The organism is Streptomyces sp. NPDC101225 (assembly GCF_044767585.1).
Lineage (GTDB): Bacteria > Actinomycetota > Actinomycetes > Streptomycetales > Streptomycetaceae > Streptomyces.
Genome location: NZ_JBIWOE010000032.1, coordinates 1 through 17,173 on the forward strand (window position 1 = coordinate 1; position 17,173 = coordinate 17,173).

The following is a 17,173-nucleotide window of genomic DNA, read 5'->3' on the forward strand; positions in this document are numbered from 1 at the left end:
AGCCCCCGTCAGGGCAGACAGAAGCACCTTCGGCGCGCACCACAGGATTTACCACGCCCCCGGCGCGCACCGAAGGTGCGCCGCGTCGCTGACCTGCGAAAATGCTGACCGATCCGGTCCTGTAGCGCCTCCAGCCCCGCCGCCCAGCCCCGCACATCGTCAACCGTGACATCCCCACCCATGTCCGACTCAACGAGTGTCCGACCCACCCGTCACAACTGCGGCTGCAGTATTAGGGCCCTTTGTGACGGCCGGGACGCCGCTCTGCGATCCGCCGTCCGCCCAGGCCCCTGGGCGGGAAGCAGATCGAACACGCAAAGCGGCAGCTGATCACCCACAGGCGTCTCATCGCGTTTCTCCTTTCCCGTCATGGCGTCATGGCGTCATGGCGTCATGGGCGAAGGTCCGTGCGCGTCAGACGTTGGCGTAGCCGGGGATGCTCGCCTTGATGCGCTCCAGTTCCGCCGCGTCGGAGACTCCCTGGAAGTCGTGACGCGGGGTGTAGGGGGCCTCCAGGCGCCGGGCTTCCGCCTCGGTGAGGTCGAGGTCGAGGGAGGCGACGGCGTCGTCGATCTGCCCGATCGTGCGCGCGCCGACCAGGGGCGCGGCGACGACGGGATGGCGGCGCAGCCAGGCCAGGGCCACCTGCGCGCGGCTGACGCCGTGCGCCTGGGCGATCGCGCCGACTTCGTCGATGATCTGCCGGTCGCTGTCGGCGGTGGCCTTGTAGAGCATGTCGGCGTAGCCGCCGTCGGTCGCCGCTCGCGCACCGGCGTTCGCCTGGTCGTGGGGACGGGCGAGGCGGCCGCGGGCGAGCGGACTCCACACCATGGTGGCCACGCCCTCGTCGGCGCACAGGGGAAGCATTTCGCGCTCCTCCTCGCGGGCCAGGAGGTTGTAGTGGTCCTGCATCGTCACGAAGCTGGCCCAGCCGTGGCGCTCCTGGAGGTGCAGGGCCTTGGCGAACTGCCAGGCGTGCATCGAGGAGGCACCGAGGTAGCGGGCCTTGCCGGCCTTCACCACGTCGTTCAGGGCTTCCAGCGTCTCCTCCAGCGGGGTGTCACTGTCGAGGCGGTGGATCATGTAGACGTCGACGTGGTCCGTGCCCAGGCGGCGCAGGCTGGCGTCGATCTCGGCCATGACCGCCTTGCGTGACAGCCCGCCGCCGTTGGGGCGGTTGGGGCGCATGGCGTGGCGGACCTTGGTGGTGATGACGACGTCGTCGCGGTCCGCGTAGTCCTTCAGGGCACGGCCCAGGATCTCCTCGCTGGAGCCGTAGGAGTACATGTTCGCCGTGTCGAAGAAGTTGATCCCGGCTTCGAGGGCGTGCTTGATCAGGGGGCGGCTGGACTCCTCGTCCAGCGACCAGACCGGGTGGCCGCGGTCGGGCTCGCCGTAGGTCATGGCGCCGATGGCGACCGGGGAGACGTCCAGGCCGGTGCGGCCCAGCTTGATGTACCGCATGAAGGGGCTCCTAGAATGGGGAACGAGAGCAAACGGAGAACTCTCCGCCTGACCCCGCCGACAGTAACGGAGAGCTCTCCGTTTCGCAATCGGACGACTGCCCGTACGCCAGGAGGACCCATGCCCGACGCCGCCCCGCAGCGCTCGGACGCGCTCAAGAACCGCGAGGCGATCCTCCAGGTCGCCCACGACGCGCTCGCCGAGTCCCCGAGCGCCTCCCTCAACTCGATCGCCAAGCGCGCGGGCGTCGGTCCGGGCACGCTCTACCGGCACTTCCCCACCCGCGAGGCGCTGCTCCTGGAGGTCCACCGCCACGATGTGAACCGCCTAGTCGATTCCGTGCCCGACGTCCTCGCGGCCCATGCGGCCCCGCTGGACGCGCTGCGCGAGTGGTTCACCACCCTGTCCGCCTACGTGCGCATCAAGCACGGCCTCGGGGAGGCACTGCACTCCGCCGCCGCACAGGAGGCCGTCAGCGCCTCATGGCCCCCCGTCACCGCGGCCGTCGCCCGGCTCCTCGACGTCTGCGAGCGCGCCGGCGAGGTACGCCCCGGCATCGACCCCGTCGACGTGATCATGCTCATGAGCTGCCTGTGGCGCACCCCCGACACACCCGAAGGCGCCGCCCAGACGCAACGTCTCCTCGAACTCGCCATCGACGGCTTCCGCCCCTGAGGACTCCTGGCCGAGGAGGAGGGCCGGCCTGGTCGGTGGTCGGTGTCGTGCACGAGGCCGGCGGACGGCGGGACGCGGGCAGCCGCGTCGTCGCACGCGAGAAACCTGGCGACGTCGGCGATCACCGCCGGGATACTGGGCGCCCATGGATGAGGTCGAAGTCGTCGTCGCCCATTCCGAGCGCGCGACACTGCGCGTCGGTGACGTGTTCCTGAAGGTGGACGCCGATCAGGCGCGTATCGATGTCGAGCTCGAGGCGATGGCCCTCGCGCCGGTCCCGACCCCGGAGGTCCTGTGGCGCAGGCCGCCCGTGCTCGCACTCGCCGCGCTCCCGGGCACGACGCTCGGACGCCTCGGCGAGCCGTCGACCGGGTCACCGGCGGCGTGGGCCGCGGCGGGCGCCGCCATCCGGAAGCTGCACGACGCGCCTCTGCCGCCCCGCCCCGGCCGGGCCGGCCGGAGCACCCGCGCGCTGACGGCGGAACTCGACGACGAGTGCGCGTTGCTCGTGACGCACGGTGTCCTGCCCGCTGACCTGGTCACCCGCAACCGCCAGGTCGCCGAGGCCGCACTCCGGCCGTGGACTCCGGCGTTCACCCACGGCGACCTGCAGATCGCGCACGTCTTCCTCGACGGCGACGAGGTCACAGGGATCATCGACTGGTCCGAGGCGGGCCAGGGTGATGCCTTGTACGACCTCGCCACGTTCACGCTCGGACACGAGGAGCACCTCGCCGACGTCGTCGCCGGCTATGGCACCGACATCGACCTCGACGTGATCCACGCGTGGTGGTCGTTGCGAAGCCTGCTGGCGGTTCGCTGGCTGGTCGAGCACGGCTTCGACGCCTTCGCGCCGGGCTGTGAGGTCGACGTGCTGAGATCCCTGATGTGAGCGCGAGCCTGCGCGGCTCGACTGCTACGGATGCGTTCTGACGCCCTGAGCGGGCCCGTCGGAAGCGATGGCCCGTAGGACTTCTGCAGCAGGGGCCCCCGCCGCGCGGACGGAATCGGCGGCCCCCTCTCCGACACCCCCTCGTACTCGCGAGGGCGCCAAGCGCGACCGCGGTGGCGGCAGTTGATCAGGGAACGCCATGAAGACGGGTGACAACGCGGAACCGCTCCAGAACGACCTGGGTGGCGTCATCCACCGCGAAACACGGATCGCCAAGGGCCCGCCGCATCTCCTCGCCGCGCCAGAACCTCTCGTGGTCGGACCTCCACCCGCCCACGGTGGTGTGGCCCTCCCCTTCGTCCCGCGCGTGAGCGAGGTCGACATCCCGCAGCGCCACGACGCGCACGCCCGTCACCTCGATGACGGCCACCGCACGGTCATCCGAGTCGACCACCGCCGAGCGCTCACCGACGGACGGCAACCGCTCCCCCTCATGCTCGTACTCCGCCAGCAGGCCGGTGGTCGCGGTCTTGGATCCGTCGAGGACCGCGGCAACCAGCCGGTCGCGCAGCGGACCCGGGAAGGCGAACTCGGCCTTCGGAAGCAACGCGGGGTCCGTGTCCTCAACGGGGTCGACGCTCATACGACGACCCTAGCGCCGCCCCACGGCCGTCCCGACGTCAGGTGAACGGGGTGGCATGTCGGCGGTCACCCGGTCGGAACCGGGCGGGGCGTCGACCGGATCCGGGCCGGCCATGCCGTCCGGCCGGGTCGGTTCACGGGTCGACGCGGCGCGACGAGAGGTGTCGCGGACACCCGCCGGTGGGCGGGTCGTTCCGCGCGGCGAGGCCCAGGTACGTCGCTCCCGCATCACGGCCGCCGCGGCACATGCCGACGCGCTGTCCGAGGCAAACCGGCAGGGACGCCGGTACCGGCAGGTACGGAGCCCGAGCCGTTCAGCGAACGATCGGGCCGCCGAGTACGGCCAGGACGGCTCCGCCGAGCAGCCCGAGGACGACCGAACCGGTGGCCGCTCCGTAGGCGATCACGGATGCCGTCCTCGACGTACGGACGTCGCCCCCGGTGCCGCGCGCGAGGAACGCCGGGCCGATCCAGCGCAGGTAGTAGAAGAGGGAGGCCGCCGTGTTGACGGCCGCGACGACCGCGAGCCAGGCGTAACCGCCGTCCACGGCTGCGCTGAACACCTCCAGCTTGCCGAGGAAGACGGCGGTCGGAGGCGTACCCAACAGGCCCAGCAGGCAGACGACGAGCGAGGCCAGCAGGGCCGGGTGCGCCCTGGCCAGGCCGCGATAGTCGTCGATGGTGTCGGCTCCGGGCAGGGCGCAGACGACGGAGAAGGCCCCCACGTTGGTGAGCGCGTAGCCGGCGAGGTAGTACAGCAGCGCCTTCTGGTCGAGGTCGGTGCGTCCGACCACGGCCACCGGGAGGAGGAGATAGCCGACCTGGCTGATGGTCGAATAGGCGAGAAGCCGTTTGACGTCCTGCTGGAAGAAGGCGGCCAGGTTGCCCAACGTCATCGAGGCGACCGCGAGCACCGCCACCAGGTCGGCCCACGGCAGGCCGGCGTCCGCGAGTGGCACGGCGCCGAGCCGGTAGAACGCCGCCAGGGCGCCGACCTTGGGGACGACCGTGAGGAAGGCGGCCACGGGCGCCGGGCTGCCCTGGACCGCGTCCGGCACCCAGAAGTGGCCGGGCACGCCTCCGGCCTTGAACAGGACACCGGAGAGCACGGCGAGTGCGCCGACCGCGACCAGTCCGGGCGGTGCCTCGGCGAGTCCGGTGCGCAGCGCCGTGTACGACGTGCTTCGCCCGGCGGCGAGGAGCACCGTGATGCCGGTGAGCATCAGGACGCCGAGGAGCGCGCCGACGACGTAGTACTTCAGGGCCGCCTCGGTGCCGGGTCCGTCCTTGCGGAACCCGGCGAGCGCATAGGCCGGCACGCTGGCCAGCAGGTAGCCGGCGGCGAGAAGGAGCAGGTCCTGGGCTCCAGCCAGCATCAGGGCGCCGGCGGAGGCGAGCTGGAGCAGGACGTAGAACTCCGTCTCGCGCGGGTGGGCGTGCGTCCACGGCATGGCGAGCGCGATCACCAGCAGGGTGGCACCGAGGATGACGATCCGGCCGGCGGCGGTCACCGTGTCGAGGGCGAAGGCCCCGCCGAAGGCCGTCTCCACGGGTTCGGCCGCGGCGATCGCGGCGGCCACGACGCCCCCGGTGCAGGCCGCTGCCGCCAGGGCCGCGACCAGCCATTGGCGGCGGCGCGGCAGCCACGCTCCGAGCAGCAGACCGAAGACCGCCGAGGCGGCGAGCAGGACCTCGGGGAGGAGGTCGAGGGGGTTCTCGTTCATCCCGCTCATCACGTTCATCGCGCGAGCAGCTCCAGCACGGTGCGCGAGGCGGGTTCGATGACGTCCAGCACGAAGCGGGGAGCGATGCCGAGGACGACGCCCAGGACCAGCAGCGGAACGATCGCGAGCCCTTCGTGGACGCGGATGTCCGGGAACGGCCGGTCGGTTCCCGGCGCTGCGACCGGCAGCCGCAGGGGCCCGAGAAGGATCTGTTGCAGGGCGCGCAGGAACAGACCGGCGGTGAACAGGATTCCGAGCACGGCCAGTCCGGTCGCCACGGGCTCCGGCCCCAGGCTCCCGGTGAGGATCTGGAACTCGGCGATGAACCCGGAGAAGCCGGGCAGCCCGAGCGAGGCGAAGGCGGCGACACCCATCAGCGCGGCGAAGACGGGCGCCCGCCCGGCCACGCCGGAGTACGCGGACATCTCGTACGTCCGTCCGCGCTCGTACAGCACCCCGGACAGCAGGAACAGCGCCCCGGTCAGCAGTCCGTGACTGACCATCTGGAAGACCGCCCCGGTGACCGCGAGCCGCCGGGCCTCGTCCTGGCCCGCGCCGGTGGCCCCGGCGGCGCCCACGGCCAGGACGATGTAGCCCATGTGGTTGACGGACGTGTACGCGACCAGCCGCTTGAAGTCGGTCTGGGCGAGCGCGACGAGCGCGCCGTAGAGCACGGAGATCACGCCGATGACGACGAATACGAGGGCATGGTCGCGCCAGGCGTCGGGCAGGACGGGCATCGCGATGCGCAGGAAGCCGTAGGTGCCCATCTTCAGCAGCACCCCGGCGAGGATGGCCGATCCGGCGGCCGGGGCGTCGGTGTGCGCGGGCGGCAGCCAGGTGTGGAAGGGAACGGTCGGCGTCTTCACCGCCAGTCCGACGCCGACGGCGAGGAGGACGAGTGCGCCGTACGTCGCCCGTCCGGCCAGCGGATCGGCACGGGTCAGCTCGACGATGTCGAAGGTGTGCGGGTCGGCGGCCAGATACAGGCCGATGAAGCCCAGCAGCAGGGCGAGGGAGCCGATGAAGGTGTAGAGGAAGAACTTCAGGGCGGAGCGTGCCGCGTTCTTGTGTCCCCAGCCCGCGATGATGAAGTACATCGCGACGATGGACAGGTCGAAGAAGACGAAGAAGAGGATCAGGTCGAGGGCGACGAACAGGCCGGTACAGGTGGTCTGGAGGAAGAGGAAGAGGGCTGCGAACTCCCTCACCCGCCGCGTCGCCCGCCACGCGTACAGGGCACACGCGAGGAACAGCACGCAGGTGACGGCGACGAGCGGCAGCGACAGGCCGTCGACCCCGACGTGATAGCTGATGCCCGCGCTGGGGATCCAGCGGGCCCGCACCTCGTACTGCATGCCGGCGCCGGCCCGGTATCCCGCCCAGACGATCACCGTCAGGACGAGTTCGGCGGCGGTGGTGGCCGCCCAGGCCGTCAGGAACAGGGCGCGGGGCGTGCTGCGCGGCAGGCACAGCAGCAGGGCCGCGACGGCGGTCGGGAGCAGGACGATGGCCGTGAGCACGGCGGTCACCTCACGAGGACGAGGACGACGGCGAGGACGGTGAAGGCGGCGACGGCCTGCGCGAGGTACTGGTGCAGCTGCCCGGTCTGCGGTCGCCGTGCCCAGCGGCCGAGCGCGCGGGCTCCGCCCGCCACGCCCTCCACGGCGCCGTCGACGAGCCGCTCCGGTCGGCGATCCGTCCACCGGGCCAGCCGGACCGTGCCACGCGCGGCACCCTCGACAGCGCGGTCGAGCACCCGGTCGTCGAAGGCGGCGAGCGCGGCGGCGAGACGCATCAGCGGGCGTACGAGCAGCGTGTGTACGGCGTTCTCCAGGCGCAGCCACTCCGCCGCCAGGGCTGTCACCGCGCCGGGTACGGGGAGGAGTCGGGGGCCGCGGATCCACACCAGGGCGGAGACGCCGACGGCGAGTACCGCGGACAGAGCGAACTCCCAAGTGTGCGGAGTCGGCTGCGCGTCGCCACCGAGCACCCGCCCCACCATGTCCAGGACCGGAGGAAAGGATGTGGCGGTCAGGGCCAGGCAGGCGAGGGCCAGGGTCACGAACGGCAGGCGGACCGCATGCGTCAGCGGTTTCCCAGGACCGTCCGGGACGGGACCGGGCTGCCAGACGAACCACAGCGCCTTGACGCTGTAGACCGCGGAGATCACCGCGCCCGTCAGCCCGACGGCGTAGAGCGCCGTGCTGTCCTCGAGCACGCCGGCGAGGAGCACGTCCTTGGCCGCCCAGAGGGCCAGGGGCGGGACCCCGGCCAGGGTGAGCACCGCCACGCTGAAGGTGATCCCGGCCGTACGCTGCCGCCGGGCCGCACCCCGCAGGGCGGGCAGCGCCTTCGTGCCGAGGGCGGTCAGCCACGCGCCCGCGACGAGGAAGGCCAGGCTCTTCGCGGCGGCGTGGGCGATGAGCTGCAGGGTTCCGCCGGTGACCGCGCCGGCCCCCGCTGCGAGCACCATGAAGCCGATCTGGGCACAGCTCGAGGCGGCGAGCAGTTGCTTGAGGTCGGTCTGCGCCACGGCGACCAGCCCGAGCACCACGGCCGTCACGGCTCCCGTCCAGGCCACGACGTGCCCGCCCCAGCCGGACCGGGCGAGGAGGGGCTCGAGCCGCAGCAGCAGATACGCCCCGGCCACCACCATGGTCGCCGAGTGCAGCAGGGCGGAGACGGGGCTTGGGCCCTGCATGGCCCTGGACAGCCAGAAGCTGAAGGGGAGTTGAGCCGATTTGCCGAACGCGGCGGCGATGACCCCGGCGGTGATGAGGGAGGACCAGGCGCCGGTCGTGGCGCTGAGGTCGGCGAGGGCGAGGGAATCCGTCTGCCCGCTCGCCAGCGCCGCTCCGGCCGCGAGGTAGAGGCCGAGGTCGGCGGCACGGGTGGTGAGGAAGGCCGTGTTGGCGGCGTCGCCGCGTTCGGGGTCGCGCCACCAGTAGCCGATCAGCGCCCACGAGGTGGCCCCCATCACCTCCCATGCCATCAGCAGCACCGGAAGGGTGGTCGCTGTGACCGTCGTCAGCATCGCCCCGGCGAACAGCAGCATCAGCCCGAAGAAGCGGGCGCGTGCCTCATCACGTCCGACGTCCGCGACGCTGAACAGGAGGACGGCCACGGTCACCGCCGTGACGGTCACGGCCATGAGGCCCGACAGGCCGTCCACCGCGAGCCCGGCGGGAAGCCCTTCCAGCAGCGGTGCCTCGGCCCGCGGGTGAGCGAACGCCACCGCCACGGCGAGGCCGAACGCGGCGACGGCCGTACCGACCGCGATACCCGGGGCGTAGCGGTCTGCCGGGCGCCCGGCGACCGCCAGCAGCGTCCCCACGGTCAGTGGCAGCGCGACGAGCGCCCACAGCAGCGCGCTCACTCCTTCAGCTCCGCGGCCATGTCGGTCATGTCGACCTCCCGGGAGCGGAACAGCGCGGTCACCACGGCGAAGCCCATCGCCATCTCCACCGCCATGACGGTGACCGCCAGGACCACCAGCACCTGGCCGTCGGCGGCGGCCGGGGTGATGTAGTGCCAGACGGCCGCCGCGCCGACGATGATGCCGCCCAGCATCAGTTCCAGCCCCATCATGAGCATGACGATCGACTGCTGGGTGAGCGCGCCGAACAGCCCGATACTGAACAGCGCGGCGGCGAGCAGCAGGAACAGCTCCAGGCTCATCGCCCCATCCCTCCCCTGACGGGATCGTCGGCGGTGCGCGCCTTCAGGCCGTCGCCGAACCGGTCGTAGCGGCCCCGGCGGGTGGCCAGGACGACGGTCGCGACGATGGCGGCGAACAGGGAGAAGCCCAAGGTCATCATGGTGAGCATCTGAGGCCCCATCAGCGACAGGCCCAGGTCCTTGGTGGGATCGGCCGAGGGCCTCCCCCGCCGCGCGGGCCAGGGAGCGAGCAGGATCCCCGCAGCGAGCGCGACGAAGACCGCCACGCAGATCACGGCCGCGCCCCGCCTGTTGTGGACCATGGTCATCGGCATGAGCCCGGCCGGATTCATCATGTACATCACCATGAACACGGCCATGACGGCCATCTCGATGGTCATCATCAGCACGATCACGACGCCGAGGTAGTCCAGCCCGAGCAGCAGTACCTCCCCGCCGACGCACAGCAGCGAGACCAGCAGGGCGTACGTCGCGCGGGCCATGGAGTCGAACCGGAACACCATGACTCCGGCGGCCACCGCCGACAGGGCCAGCGCCCAGAAGATCACATCATCAAGCATGGCCTCTCGCCTATCGGTTGAGGACGACGACGGCGACGAACAGCGCCTGAAGCAGCGTCAGCGGCACCAGCACCATCCACGCCAGCTCCATGTAGCGCTCCATGCGCAGCACCGGCAGTGCCCGACGCCCGGCCACGATCAGGGCCAGCACGGCTGCGGTCTTGAGCAGCGTCCAGGTCCAGCCGGGCAGGAGCGGGCCCTGACCGCCGCCGAGGAACAGCGGCACGCTGAAGCCCGCGGTCACCACGAGCAACAGCCACCGCCCGCCCAGGAAGACCAGCCGGTCCACGCCCGCCAGTTCGACCACGGCACCACCGGCCGCGTCCCGGGCCAGCGGATACTCGAAGGGACCCCAGAAGGCCATCGCGACGGCGCTCAGCAGATACACCACGAAGGCGACCGGCATCCACACCACGAACCACACGCCGTGCTGGGCCGCCACCACCTCCCCCACGCGCAGGGACTCGGCCCCGAGGGCGGCAGTGGTGAGCGCGAACATGTGCGGAAGCTCGTAGGCCAGGCCCTGCGCGAGGAACCGGTACCCGCCGATCAGCGACAGCGCCGAGTTGGGTCCCCAGCCCGCCAGCCACACCGCCGCCCAGGCCAGCGCCTCCATGGCGTTGAACCACACGACGCCGACGGACGGATCGCTCACGGCACGAGAACCCCATGGCAGTACGGCGCCGGCGAGCAATGCCGCCACCGGGACCAGCACCACGCCCAGTCTCGACAGCAGCCGGTCCGCGGCCGTCGTGCGGCGCGGCTGCTGGACGAGCAGCCTCATGGCTTCACGCAATGGCGCGACGGCCCGCCGCCCCACGGCCCGGACACTGCCGGCAGAACCCTGCTCGGCGGCTCCGGACAGCACCGAGTCGAACCCGGCCGTGACCACGGCTGCCACCGCCAGGGCGGCGGGGAGGACGACGGCCGCCCACAGGGGCGCGGCATCAGGCATGGGCCGCTCCGGGCACCGGGGCGAGCGCGAGTTCCTCGATGTCGGGGTCCAGGCTTGCCACGATGATCCGCGCGCAGGCGAACTCGGCGCCGGTCAGCAGCTCGGGCAGGACGTCGAGCAGTGCACGCGACGGCGGCTGCGGCCCGTCCAGTCGCCCCCGCGGGCCGGTCCGCTCGTCCGTGGCCAACGGCCGCATGTCGTCCAGCTCTTCGACGCAACGCTCGATCTCGCTCAGCCACACCCGCAGTCGGTCGTACGCGTCGCCGTCCGCAGCGAGCGCCGGTCCGGTCACGCCGGCCGCCCGCCCCCTGCTCGCGGGCAGCCTGCCCAGTCCGGCGACCGACCAGCGCAGGGTCCGGGACCTCCCGACCCGGTGAACGGTGCCGCGCAGCTCGCCGCCGATCGCCCGCTGCGACGCTCCGGACAGAAGGGCGTCCCGCAGCCGACGGCACCGCGCCGCGACGTCGTCCCGTCCGATGACGGCAAGGAGCCGACCGGCACTGTCCAGATGCGCGGCACAGCGGCGGCGCGCGGCGCGGCCCCGGGTGACCTCGCCACCCTGCCCGGCCGTCAGCCACGGCTCGTCCCAGTAGGGCGGTCGAGGGCCGGACGGCACGGGAAGGTGGTCCACCTCGACACCTTGAACGACGTCTCCTTGGAGGGTGAGCCGGAGAATGAGACCCGCGGGCCAGTCGGGCAGCGCGGGGCCGATCGGCACGTGGAGCCGGTCGAGCCTCAATCCGTCGCGGTCGTCGCCCCGTTCGGCCATCGGCAGACCGGCGATCTCCCCCATGGCATGCATGCCGTGACCCGCGTGATCCATGGAGCCGGCCTCGCCGTGGTGACCTTCATCGTCCATAGGGCCGGCCCCGCCGTGGTGACCTTCATGGTCCAACGGGCCGGCCTCGCCGTGGTGACCTTCATGGCCCATGGGCGCGGCGCGCTCGGGAGATTGCTGGTGATCGTGTGCCTCGTGCCCGGAGGGGGCGGTGCGGTCGCCTGGGCCGTGGCCCGTGTGGTGGTCGTCCTGGCCTCGCCTCTCGGCTGCTCCGGGCGGCGGGCTGTCGTCGTGCAGGCCGTGGGCGGGCTGGTCGCCGCGCCCGCGGTGCTCGTCGTGCGCGTGGTTCTCGTCGTGCGCTTCGTGCCCGCGGTTCCCGTCGTGCCCGTCAGCCGGAGCAGCAGAGTTGGGTGTCCCGCTCACCGCTCTGGCGATCAGGTCCCGGTGCCCCGCGTCGAGCGCGCCCGCGGCCTGTCCGCTCTCCGCGACCACGAGGCGTACGGCGGGCTCCGGCATCGATCGCTCGACGCGGTCCAGCCACTCCGCGTTCTCCGGTGCCGGGACGCCACACACGACGAGCAGATCCGAGGCGGCCGGAGCGGCCGCCACGGGCCACCCCCGCCGACGTACCTCCGACTCGGCCTCCAGCCGGAGTGCAGTCGCGCCGGGCAGCGTGACCATCAGCACCGCCGGACGGCTCATCGCCGTGCGCCGCAGAAGGGCCCTCAGGTCCACCTCAGCGCCCCCTCACGCCAGGCGTAGGTGACGGCCGCGAACAGGATGCCGAGGAAGAGAAACATCTCCACGACGGCGGAAGTGCCCACCTCCGAGACGACCCTCACCCACGGGTACATGAAGAGCATCTCCATGTCGAACGACAGAAAGATCATGGTGACGGCGTACCAGCGTACGTGGAACCGGGACACGGCATGTTCACCCGGATGCAGGCCCCCGGCGAAGGGCCCGGTCTCGAGGGGGGCACGGGCTGCCGCCAGCCACATCCCCAGCCCGTACAGGAGGGCCAGACCGGCCACAGCCAGGCCCAGAAGGACCAGCATCGGCTGCCATGGGTCCATCCGGCTCGCCCTCCGTCATCGATGTCCTACGGGTCATGGTGCGCGACCTGCTGGTTCGGGCGCCAGGCGGGGCCCAAGTCCTCGGAAGCGTCCGACCTGATGGACACCTTACCCCCTGGGGGTATTATGTCGAGCCCCTTGGAAAGGAGCAGCACATCATGCAGAGCGTGTACCACGTCAAAGGCATGACATGCAGTCACTGCGTTCAGGCCGTCACTTCCGAGATAGGCGGCTTGCCCGGAATCGAGGACGTCCAGGTGGATCTGGCGTCCGGCCAGGTCACCGTGAACAGCGAGCAGCCGCCGGATCTCGCCGCCGTGGCCGCCGCGGTCGACGAGGCCGGCTACGAACTCGTAGGGAAGTGACCCGAAGGACCCGCAGACGGGGCGGGCCCACCCGCGCCCGCCATCGGGGGCTTCCGCCAGGCACCGCGTCGACCTGGATGCCGCTGCCGGGAATCCTCGGACAAAACAGCGTGAGGTTCCCGGCAGCGGAGGACCGGCCGAGACGGATCTGCAGCACCCGGCCCTGATCAGTGCACGTGCGGTCCGCCCGTCGACTGCGGTGTGCCGCGCGGCACCAGGACCAAGGACACGATGGCGCCGGCAGCGGCCGCCACGGCGCACACGGTGAACGCGTCTGCGAAGCCGGCCGCCGACCCGTGCTCGAAGCCGGAGGCAGCGACGGTGGAGACCACGGCGACGCCGACCGAACCGCCCACCTCGTGGAAGGTGTTGACGACTCCGGAGGCGAGACAGCGCGAGTCCGGCCGGCAGGGTGCGGCGGGCTCCGAGGGCGTCGGCGAGTCGGCCGCCCAGCAGCATCAGCCCGCCGAAGCAGAGCGTGCAGGCGGTGACCACCCAGGTCAGCGTCTCGCGGCCCGCCTCGGCGGCGATGTCTTTCCCCACATGGTCTTCGGCTCCTACGGCACTCAGATCGACGAGGATCTGACGGACCGTCTCATCATCAGCGGTGTCGACATGTTCCTGTCTCACTACGCTCCACACGCCACGTAGCGAAAGAGCGACTCGAACACGGTCACTGGGCCCTTCCCTGGAAGACCCGCAGGCACGGGAGGGACGTCCCTTCCCCGCGTTCGAGGGCCGGACGACGGCCCTTCGCCGGTCCCCGTACCGGGTGGGGCGAGCCGCGCGTTCCACGCACTCCGGGAACATGACCGACGAGGCCTCAGCAGCCGCTGCGCGAGTTGACGTTGTGCGAACCGGTGACAGGGATTGGGGATTCCCCCTGTCACCGTCACCTCCTCCGCCGAGCCGCGTGCCGTCTCCAGGCGGAGGGAGACGGGGCCGCCGCTCCTCCGCCCTGTTCGCGCTGCCGGCCGGCTCCTCACGGATCATCGTCACGAGGTGCCTCGTCCGGCGGGCCGTCGGCTCCGTCGGCGAAAGCGGCGGCCCTGACGGCGACGGCCGCCGCGAGTCCCGCCCACGCCAGGTGGCTGCGGCGCTCGGTGGCCGGACCTGTGGCGGAGGGCGGGCCCGTCCCGGACCGCACTCCGCCTTCGGCCTCAGTCCTGGTAGCCCACCAAGGCCATCATCCCGGCTTCACCGTGATAGGCGTTGTGACAGTGCAGCATCCACCGGCCCGGGTTGTCCGCGTCGAAGAAGACCGACACCGTCTTCCGCGGCAGGACGATCGCCGTGTCCTTGCGTGGGCCGCTGCCGCCGAGCTGATACGTGTGGCCGTGCAGGTGCATCGGGTGCCACATGGTGGTGGTGTTGACGAAGTCCAGCCGTACCCGCTGGCCCCGCTCGACCGTGATCGGGTGCGCGGTCGGATCGCTCATGTCGAACCGCCTGCCGTTGATGGCCCAGTTGTAGGTCATCATGCCGCCGGTCAGCTCGATCCTGTGCACCCGATCCGTCTTCCTCGGCGCCAGCAGGACGTCGTCCGCCGCGCGCAGCTGCGACGCGGTCATGATCATTCCGTCCAGTTCCTTCGGACGCGCCGTCTGCTTCGGCACGCTGCCCGAACCGGTACGCACCAGCGCCCTGCCGAGGGCGTTCTTGCCCTCCGCCAGTGCGACGAGCGGAAAGACGCCGTCGCCCAGGGTGACCAAGGCGTCGTAGCGCTCACCCATGCCGATCAGCACGGCGTCGACCTGCTGGTGCCGGATCGGGAAGCCGTCGGTGTGGGTGAGGGTGAGCCGGTGGCCGCCGAGGACGACGCGGTAGGCGGTGTCCCCGCCCGCGTTGATCAGGCGGAGCCGGACCCGCTTGCCGGGCTGGGTGCGCAAAACTTCCGGATCAGCGGGCACACGGCCGTTGACCAGGTGGTACGGGTACGTCACGTCGCCGGCGTCACCCCCGAGCAGCGGGCTCTGGGCGCCCGTCAGCATGAACCCCATGCCTCCACCGGACATCGGAGACGGTGAGCTGCTCGCCGCGCCCACGACGCTGCCCATGTCCATCCCGCCCATGTCCCCCATGTCGTGGCCCTGGGTGTCGGACGTGCCGTCGGAGTCGTCACCCCCGTCGCCTCCGTCCATCCCGTCCATGCCCTGCCGCAGCTCGGCGAAGGCGCCGTCCGGGGTACCGGTGACGCCGTCGAGCCAGTCGTCGAGGACGATGACCCACTCCTCGTCGTACGAAAGGGGCTCCTTCGGGTCCTCCACGATCAAGGGCGCGTACAGGCCGCGGTCGAGCTGAACCCCGACGTGCGGGTGGAGGAAGTAGGTGCCGGGCGTGTCCGCGGCGAACCGGTAGGTGAAGTTGTGCCCTGCCCGCACGGCGGCCTGGGTGGCCGGAGGTACGCCGTCCATGTCGTTGCGCAGCGCGATGCCGTGCCAATGGACGGAGGTCGTCGCCCGGCCGGGCAACTGGTTGGACAGGGTGGCGGACAGCGTGTCCCCCGTCGACACGCGCAGCTCCTTGCCCGGCGTCCGGCCGCTGAAGGCCCATGTCCTGGCGGTGATGCCGGCGCCCAGGTCGACCATGGCCTGGGCCGCGGTCAGGGTCAGTTCGTGCGTCCTGCCGCTCCGGGTGCGCTTCTTGTCGGTGGCGGCGACGGCTGCGCCGGAGGGGCTGATCAGGGCGGGCGCACTGCCGGAGCCGCTGCAGGCGGCGAGCGCACCCGCGCCCGCGACACCCAGTCCGGCCAGCAGAACGGAGCGGCGATTCATGCTGTTCACAGGGGTTTCCTCGTCTCGATATCGCTTCTTTTCGGTCGCGCGGGGTACGGCTGGGCGCACGCGTGAACGCGCACAGCCGTGTGCGGCGGCCTAGATCAGCAATCGAGAGAGAACGGAAAGGTCGGGCGGTGCCCGGTCCGTCGCCCCCGGCACATCCCGGCCGAGGGCGTGAGGGGCACGGGTCCCAGGAGCGCGACCGGTGAACGACCCGTGCGGAGGTGCCGGCTTCATGGTGTCGACGCCGGCGGCGGAACAGTGCTGTATGGCCGTGCCGGAGCACGCCCCGCCCGCGTCGGTCGCGGTCGGGGCCGTGGCGCCGGACATCCCGGCAGAACCGGCAGACCCGGCAGACGCGCTCCTGCCGCCGGCCGAAATCGGCACGGCCGCGTGGTCCATGCCCGCCATGTGACCCGTCCCGGAGGCCACCGCGGGAGGCGTATGGGTCATCGCCGCAGCTGTTTCGTGGTGAACGAGAACGGCGAGCGCCGCCACCAGGGCGACGACGGCAGCACGCGTCCACCGGAGTACGGCGCCGGAGACGGCACCCCTTCGGTGATCGGCTGTCGCCATGGCTTCCGTCCGTGCTCGAGCTGAAAGCGGTAAGTCGCCGTCAATATACCCTGGGGGGGAATACGGTGATCGCCGAGTCCCCCTTCTCGATCTTCTGCAGACGGAGCACGCGGCGCAGGATGTCGTTCCGTTCGGCGAACTCAGGTCGATTTATCCACCTCCACCCTGCGACCGAGTACCCCTACGGAGTAGTCGGCGTGCGGCGTCGTAGCGTCGGCGTACCGGATCGGGAGGGGACCGGCTCTCTCCCGCTGCGCACAAGCGTGCTGCCGGCAACCTGCGACGTACAGCCGCGAAGGAGGACGGATGACCACGACCGGCCGCAAGGAGCTGCAACATCCACGCTTCGCCCGTCAGTATCTGAAGATGGCAGCCGAATCCGATCGCCGGGGCGGCGCCGCCCACCGCGACCGGCTGCTCACCGGTCTGGCCGGACGTGTCCTGGAGGTCGGCGCCGGGCAGGGCCGCAACTTCCGGCACTATCCGGACGACGTGACCGAGGTGGTCGCCGTCGAACCCGACGACACCCTGCCCGGTGCGCCGGCAGAGGCCGCCCACGTTCTGCGGCCCCGTGGCGAACTGCACTTCTACGAGCACGTACGCTCCCCGCGCCGGTGGGCGGGCCTGCTGGAGGATGCGATCATCCCTCTGTGGAGCCGGGCCGGCGGCGGCTGTCACCCCAACCGCGACACCGAAACAGCCATCCGTGCCGCCGGATTCACCGTCCGCGAGATCTGCCGCTTCGGTTTCTCCTTCTCGCCCTTCGTGCCGGATTCGCTGCACATCATCGGCACCGCCGTACGGCCCTGAGTCATCGCCTGCTCGTAGCCGCCCGCCCTGCGGACTTCCAAAGCCTTTGAACACACCCTCACCGCTTCGTGATCCTGTGTAATCGATCGATTACGGTGTGCGTGTGATTCGTGCGATGGTCAGGAGCTGCGCCCTGCGTCGCCCTGCACCGTCCGCGCTGTTCATCGCGATGATCGTGCTGGTGGCGTCCCACTTGGT

18 protein-coding genes are annotated in these 17,173 nt (G+C 71.3%); 6 read left to right on the forward strand and 12 right to left on the reverse strand.

Annotated elements, in window-relative coordinates; translation table 11 throughout:
• Positions 1–414: 414 nt before the first annotated feature.
• Positions 415–1,464, reverse strand: a complete 1,050-nt coding sequence (locus ACIRPX_RS33305) for an aldo/keto reductase (protein ID WP_404202238.1) — start codon at positions 1,462–1,464, stop codon at positions 415–417.
• A 120-nt stretch (positions 1,465–1,584) separates the two neighbouring features.
• On the opposite strand from ACIRPX_RS33305, the gene ACIRPX_RS33310 reads away from it, so the two are divergent.
• Both ACIRPX_RS33310 and ACIRPX_RS33315 read left to right on the forward strand, forming a co-directional pair.
• Positions 1,585–2,139, forward strand: a complete 555-nt coding sequence (locus ACIRPX_RS33310) for a TetR/AcrR family transcriptional regulator (RefSeq protein WP_404202240.1) — start codon at positions 1,585–1,587, stop codon at positions 2,137–2,139.
• A 145-nt stretch (positions 2,140–2,284) separates the two neighbouring features.
• Positions 2,285–3,031 carry a phosphotransferase family protein gene (locus tag ACIRPX_RS33315; protein ID WP_404202242.1) on the forward strand — a complete coding sequence of 249 codons (747 nt, stop codon included), beginning with the start codon at positions 2,285–2,287 and terminating at the stop codon, positions 3,029–3,031.
• A gap of 187 nt (positions 3,032–3,218) precedes the next feature.
• Here the strand turns inward: ACIRPX_RS33315 and ACIRPX_RS33320 are convergent, their stop codons facing one another.
• From ACIRPX_RS33320 to ACIRPX_RS33360, 9 genes are all read right to left on the reverse strand, one after another.
• Positions 3,219–3,674 carry an ASCH domain-containing protein gene (locus ACIRPX_RS33320; protein ID WP_404202244.1) on the reverse strand — a complete coding sequence of 152 codons (456 nt, stop codon included), beginning with the start codon at positions 3,672–3,674 and terminating at the stop codon, positions 3,219–3,221.
• A 313-nt stretch (positions 3,675–3,987) separates the two neighbouring features.
• Entirely contained in the window at positions 3,988–5,406 is a 1,419-nt protein-coding gene (locus ACIRPX_RS33325) for an NADH-quinone oxidoreductase subunit N (protein ID WP_404202404.1), read from the reverse strand.
• Between the two features lie 5 nt (positions 5,407–5,411).
• Positions 5,412–6,920, reverse strand: a complete 1,509-nt coding sequence (locus ACIRPX_RS33330) for a NuoM family protein (RefSeq protein WP_404202246.1) — start codon at positions 6,918–6,920, stop codon at positions 5,412–5,414.
• Positions 6,921–6,925: 5 nt separating this feature from the next.
• Complete coding sequence (locus ACIRPX_RS33335) at positions 6,926–8,776, reverse strand: NADH-quinone oxidoreductase subunit L (protein ID WP_404202248.1); 1,851 nt, start codon at positions 8,774–8,776, stop codon at positions 6,926–6,928.
• Complete coding sequence (gene nuoK / locus ACIRPX_RS33340) at positions 8,773–9,078, reverse strand: NADH-quinone oxidoreductase subunit NuoK (RefSeq protein WP_404202250.1); 306 nt, start codon at positions 9,076–9,078, stop codon at positions 8,773–8,775. Before nuoK ends, ACIRPX_RS33335 begins: the two co-directional genes overlap by 4 nt.
• Complete coding sequence (locus tag ACIRPX_RS33345; protein ID WP_404202252.1) at positions 9,075–9,638, reverse strand: NADH-quinone oxidoreductase subunit J; 564 nt, start codon at positions 9,636–9,638, stop codon at positions 9,075–9,077. Before ACIRPX_RS33345 ends, nuoK begins: the two co-directional genes overlap by 4 nt.
• Before the next feature lie 10 nt (positions 9,639–9,648).
• Positions 9,649–10,593 carry a complex I subunit 1 family protein gene (locus ACIRPX_RS33350; RefSeq protein ID WP_404202254.1) on the reverse strand — a complete coding sequence of 315 codons (945 nt, stop codon included), beginning with the start codon at positions 10,591–10,593 and terminating at the stop codon, positions 9,649–9,651.
• Positions 10,586–12,106, reverse strand: coding sequence for a hypothetical protein (locus tag ACIRPX_RS33355; protein ID WP_404202256.1), 1,521 nt, complete (start codon positions 12,104–12,106; stop codon positions 10,586–10,588). Before ACIRPX_RS33355 ends, ACIRPX_RS33350 begins: the two co-directional genes overlap by 8 nt.
• Positions 12,097–12,447: an NADH-quinone oxidoreductase subunit A gene (locus ACIRPX_RS33360; protein ID WP_404202258.1), complete on the reverse strand. Its 351-nt coding sequence runs from the start codon at positions 12,445–12,447 to the stop codon at positions 12,097–12,099. Before ACIRPX_RS33360 ends, ACIRPX_RS33355 begins: the two co-directional genes overlap by 10 nt.
• 158 nt (positions 12,448–12,605) lie before the next feature.
• Here ACIRPX_RS33360 and ACIRPX_RS33365 point away from each other — a divergent pair, with 158 nt between their 5' ends.
• Complete coding sequence (locus ACIRPX_RS33365) at positions 12,606–12,812, forward strand: heavy-metal-associated domain-containing protein (RefSeq protein WP_404202260.1); 207 nt, start codon at positions 12,606–12,608, stop codon at positions 12,810–12,812.
• Positions 12,813–12,979: 167 nt separating this feature from the next.
• Here ACIRPX_RS33365 and ACIRPX_RS33370 read toward each other — a convergent pair whose 3' ends face one another.
• Complete coding sequence (locus ACIRPX_RS33370; protein WP_404202262.1) at positions 12,980–13,168, reverse strand: hypothetical protein; 189 nt, start codon at positions 13,166–13,168, stop codon at positions 12,980–12,982.
• Between the two features lie 10 nt (positions 13,169–13,178).
• On the opposite strand from ACIRPX_RS33370, the gene ACIRPX_RS33375 reads away from it, so the two are divergent.
• On the forward strand, positions 13,179–13,463 hold the full coding sequence (locus tag ACIRPX_RS33375) for a hypothetical protein (protein WP_404202264.1): 285 nt from the start codon (positions 13,179–13,181) through the stop codon (positions 13,461–13,463).
• 509 nt (positions 13,464–13,972) lie between these two features.
• Here ACIRPX_RS33375 and ACIRPX_RS33380 read toward each other — a convergent pair.
• Entirely contained in the window at positions 13,973–15,595 is a 1,623-nt protein-coding gene (locus tag ACIRPX_RS33380) for a multicopper oxidase family protein (RefSeq protein ID WP_404202266.1), read from the reverse strand.
• A gap of 199 nt (positions 15,596–15,794) precedes the next feature.
• On the opposite strand from ACIRPX_RS33380, the gene ACIRPX_RS33385 reads away from it, so the two are divergent.
• The gene (locus ACIRPX_RS33385) at positions 15,795–16,004 is read left to right on the forward strand and encodes a hypothetical protein (RefSeq protein WP_404202268.1); all 210 of its coding nucleotides are present in this window, start codon (positions 15,795–15,797) and stop codon (positions 16,002–16,004) included.
• 467 nt (positions 16,005–16,471) lie between these two features.
• Entirely contained in the window at positions 16,472–16,975 is a 504-nt protein-coding gene (locus ACIRPX_RS33390; protein ID WP_404202269.1) for an SAM-dependent methyltransferase, read from the forward strand.
• The last annotated feature ends 198 nt before the right edge of the window (positions 16,976–17,173 follow it).

What these genes read in the sequence shown, in the direction of transcription:
- ACIRPX_RS33305 (WP_404202238.1), bottom strand. Translation starts at nt 1,464, where the DNA reads ATGCGGTACATCAAGCTGGGCCGCACCGGCCTGGACGTCTCCCCGGTC.
- ACIRPX_RS33310 (WP_404202240.1), top strand. Translation starts at nt 1,585, where the DNA reads ATGCCCGACGCCGCCCCGCAGCGCTCGGACGCGCTCAAGAACCGCGAG.
- ACIRPX_RS33315 (WP_404202242.1), top strand. Translation starts at nt 2,285, where the DNA reads ATGGATGAGGTCGAAGTCGTCGTCGCCCATTCCGAGCGCGCGACACTG.
- ACIRPX_RS33320 (WP_404202244.1), bottom strand. Translation starts at nt 3,674, where the DNA reads ATGAGCGTCGACCCCGTTGAGGACACGGACCCCGCGTTGCTTCCGAAG.
- ACIRPX_RS33325 (WP_404202404.1), bottom strand. Translation starts at nt 5,406, where the DNA reads ATGAGCGGGATGAACGAGAACCCCCTCGACCTCCTCCCCGAGGTCCTG.
- nuoK (WP_404202250.1), bottom strand. Translation starts at nt 9,078, where the DNA reads ATGAGCCTGGAGCTGTTCCTGCTGCTCGCCGCCGCGCTGTTCAGTATC.
- ACIRPX_RS33345 (WP_404202252.1), bottom strand. Translation starts at nt 9,638, where the DNA reads ATGCTTGATGATGTGATCTTCTGGGCGCTGGCCCTGTCGGCGGTGGCC.
- ACIRPX_RS33350 (WP_404202254.1), bottom strand. Translation starts at nt 10,593, where the DNA reads ATGCCTGATGCCGCGCCCCTGTGGGCGGCCGTCGTCCTCCCCGCCGCC.
- ACIRPX_RS33360 (WP_404202258.1), bottom strand. Translation starts at nt 12,447, where the DNA reads ATGGACCCATGGCAGCCGATGCTGGTCCTTCTGGGCCTGGCTGTGGCC.
- ACIRPX_RS33365 (WP_404202260.1), top strand. Translation starts at nt 12,606, where the DNA reads ATGCAGAGCGTGTACCACGTCAAAGGCATGACATGCAGTCACTGCGTT.
- ACIRPX_RS33390 (WP_404202269.1), top strand. Translation starts at nt 16,472, where the DNA reads ATGACCACGACCGGCCGCAAGGAGCTGCAACATCCACGCTTCGCCCGT.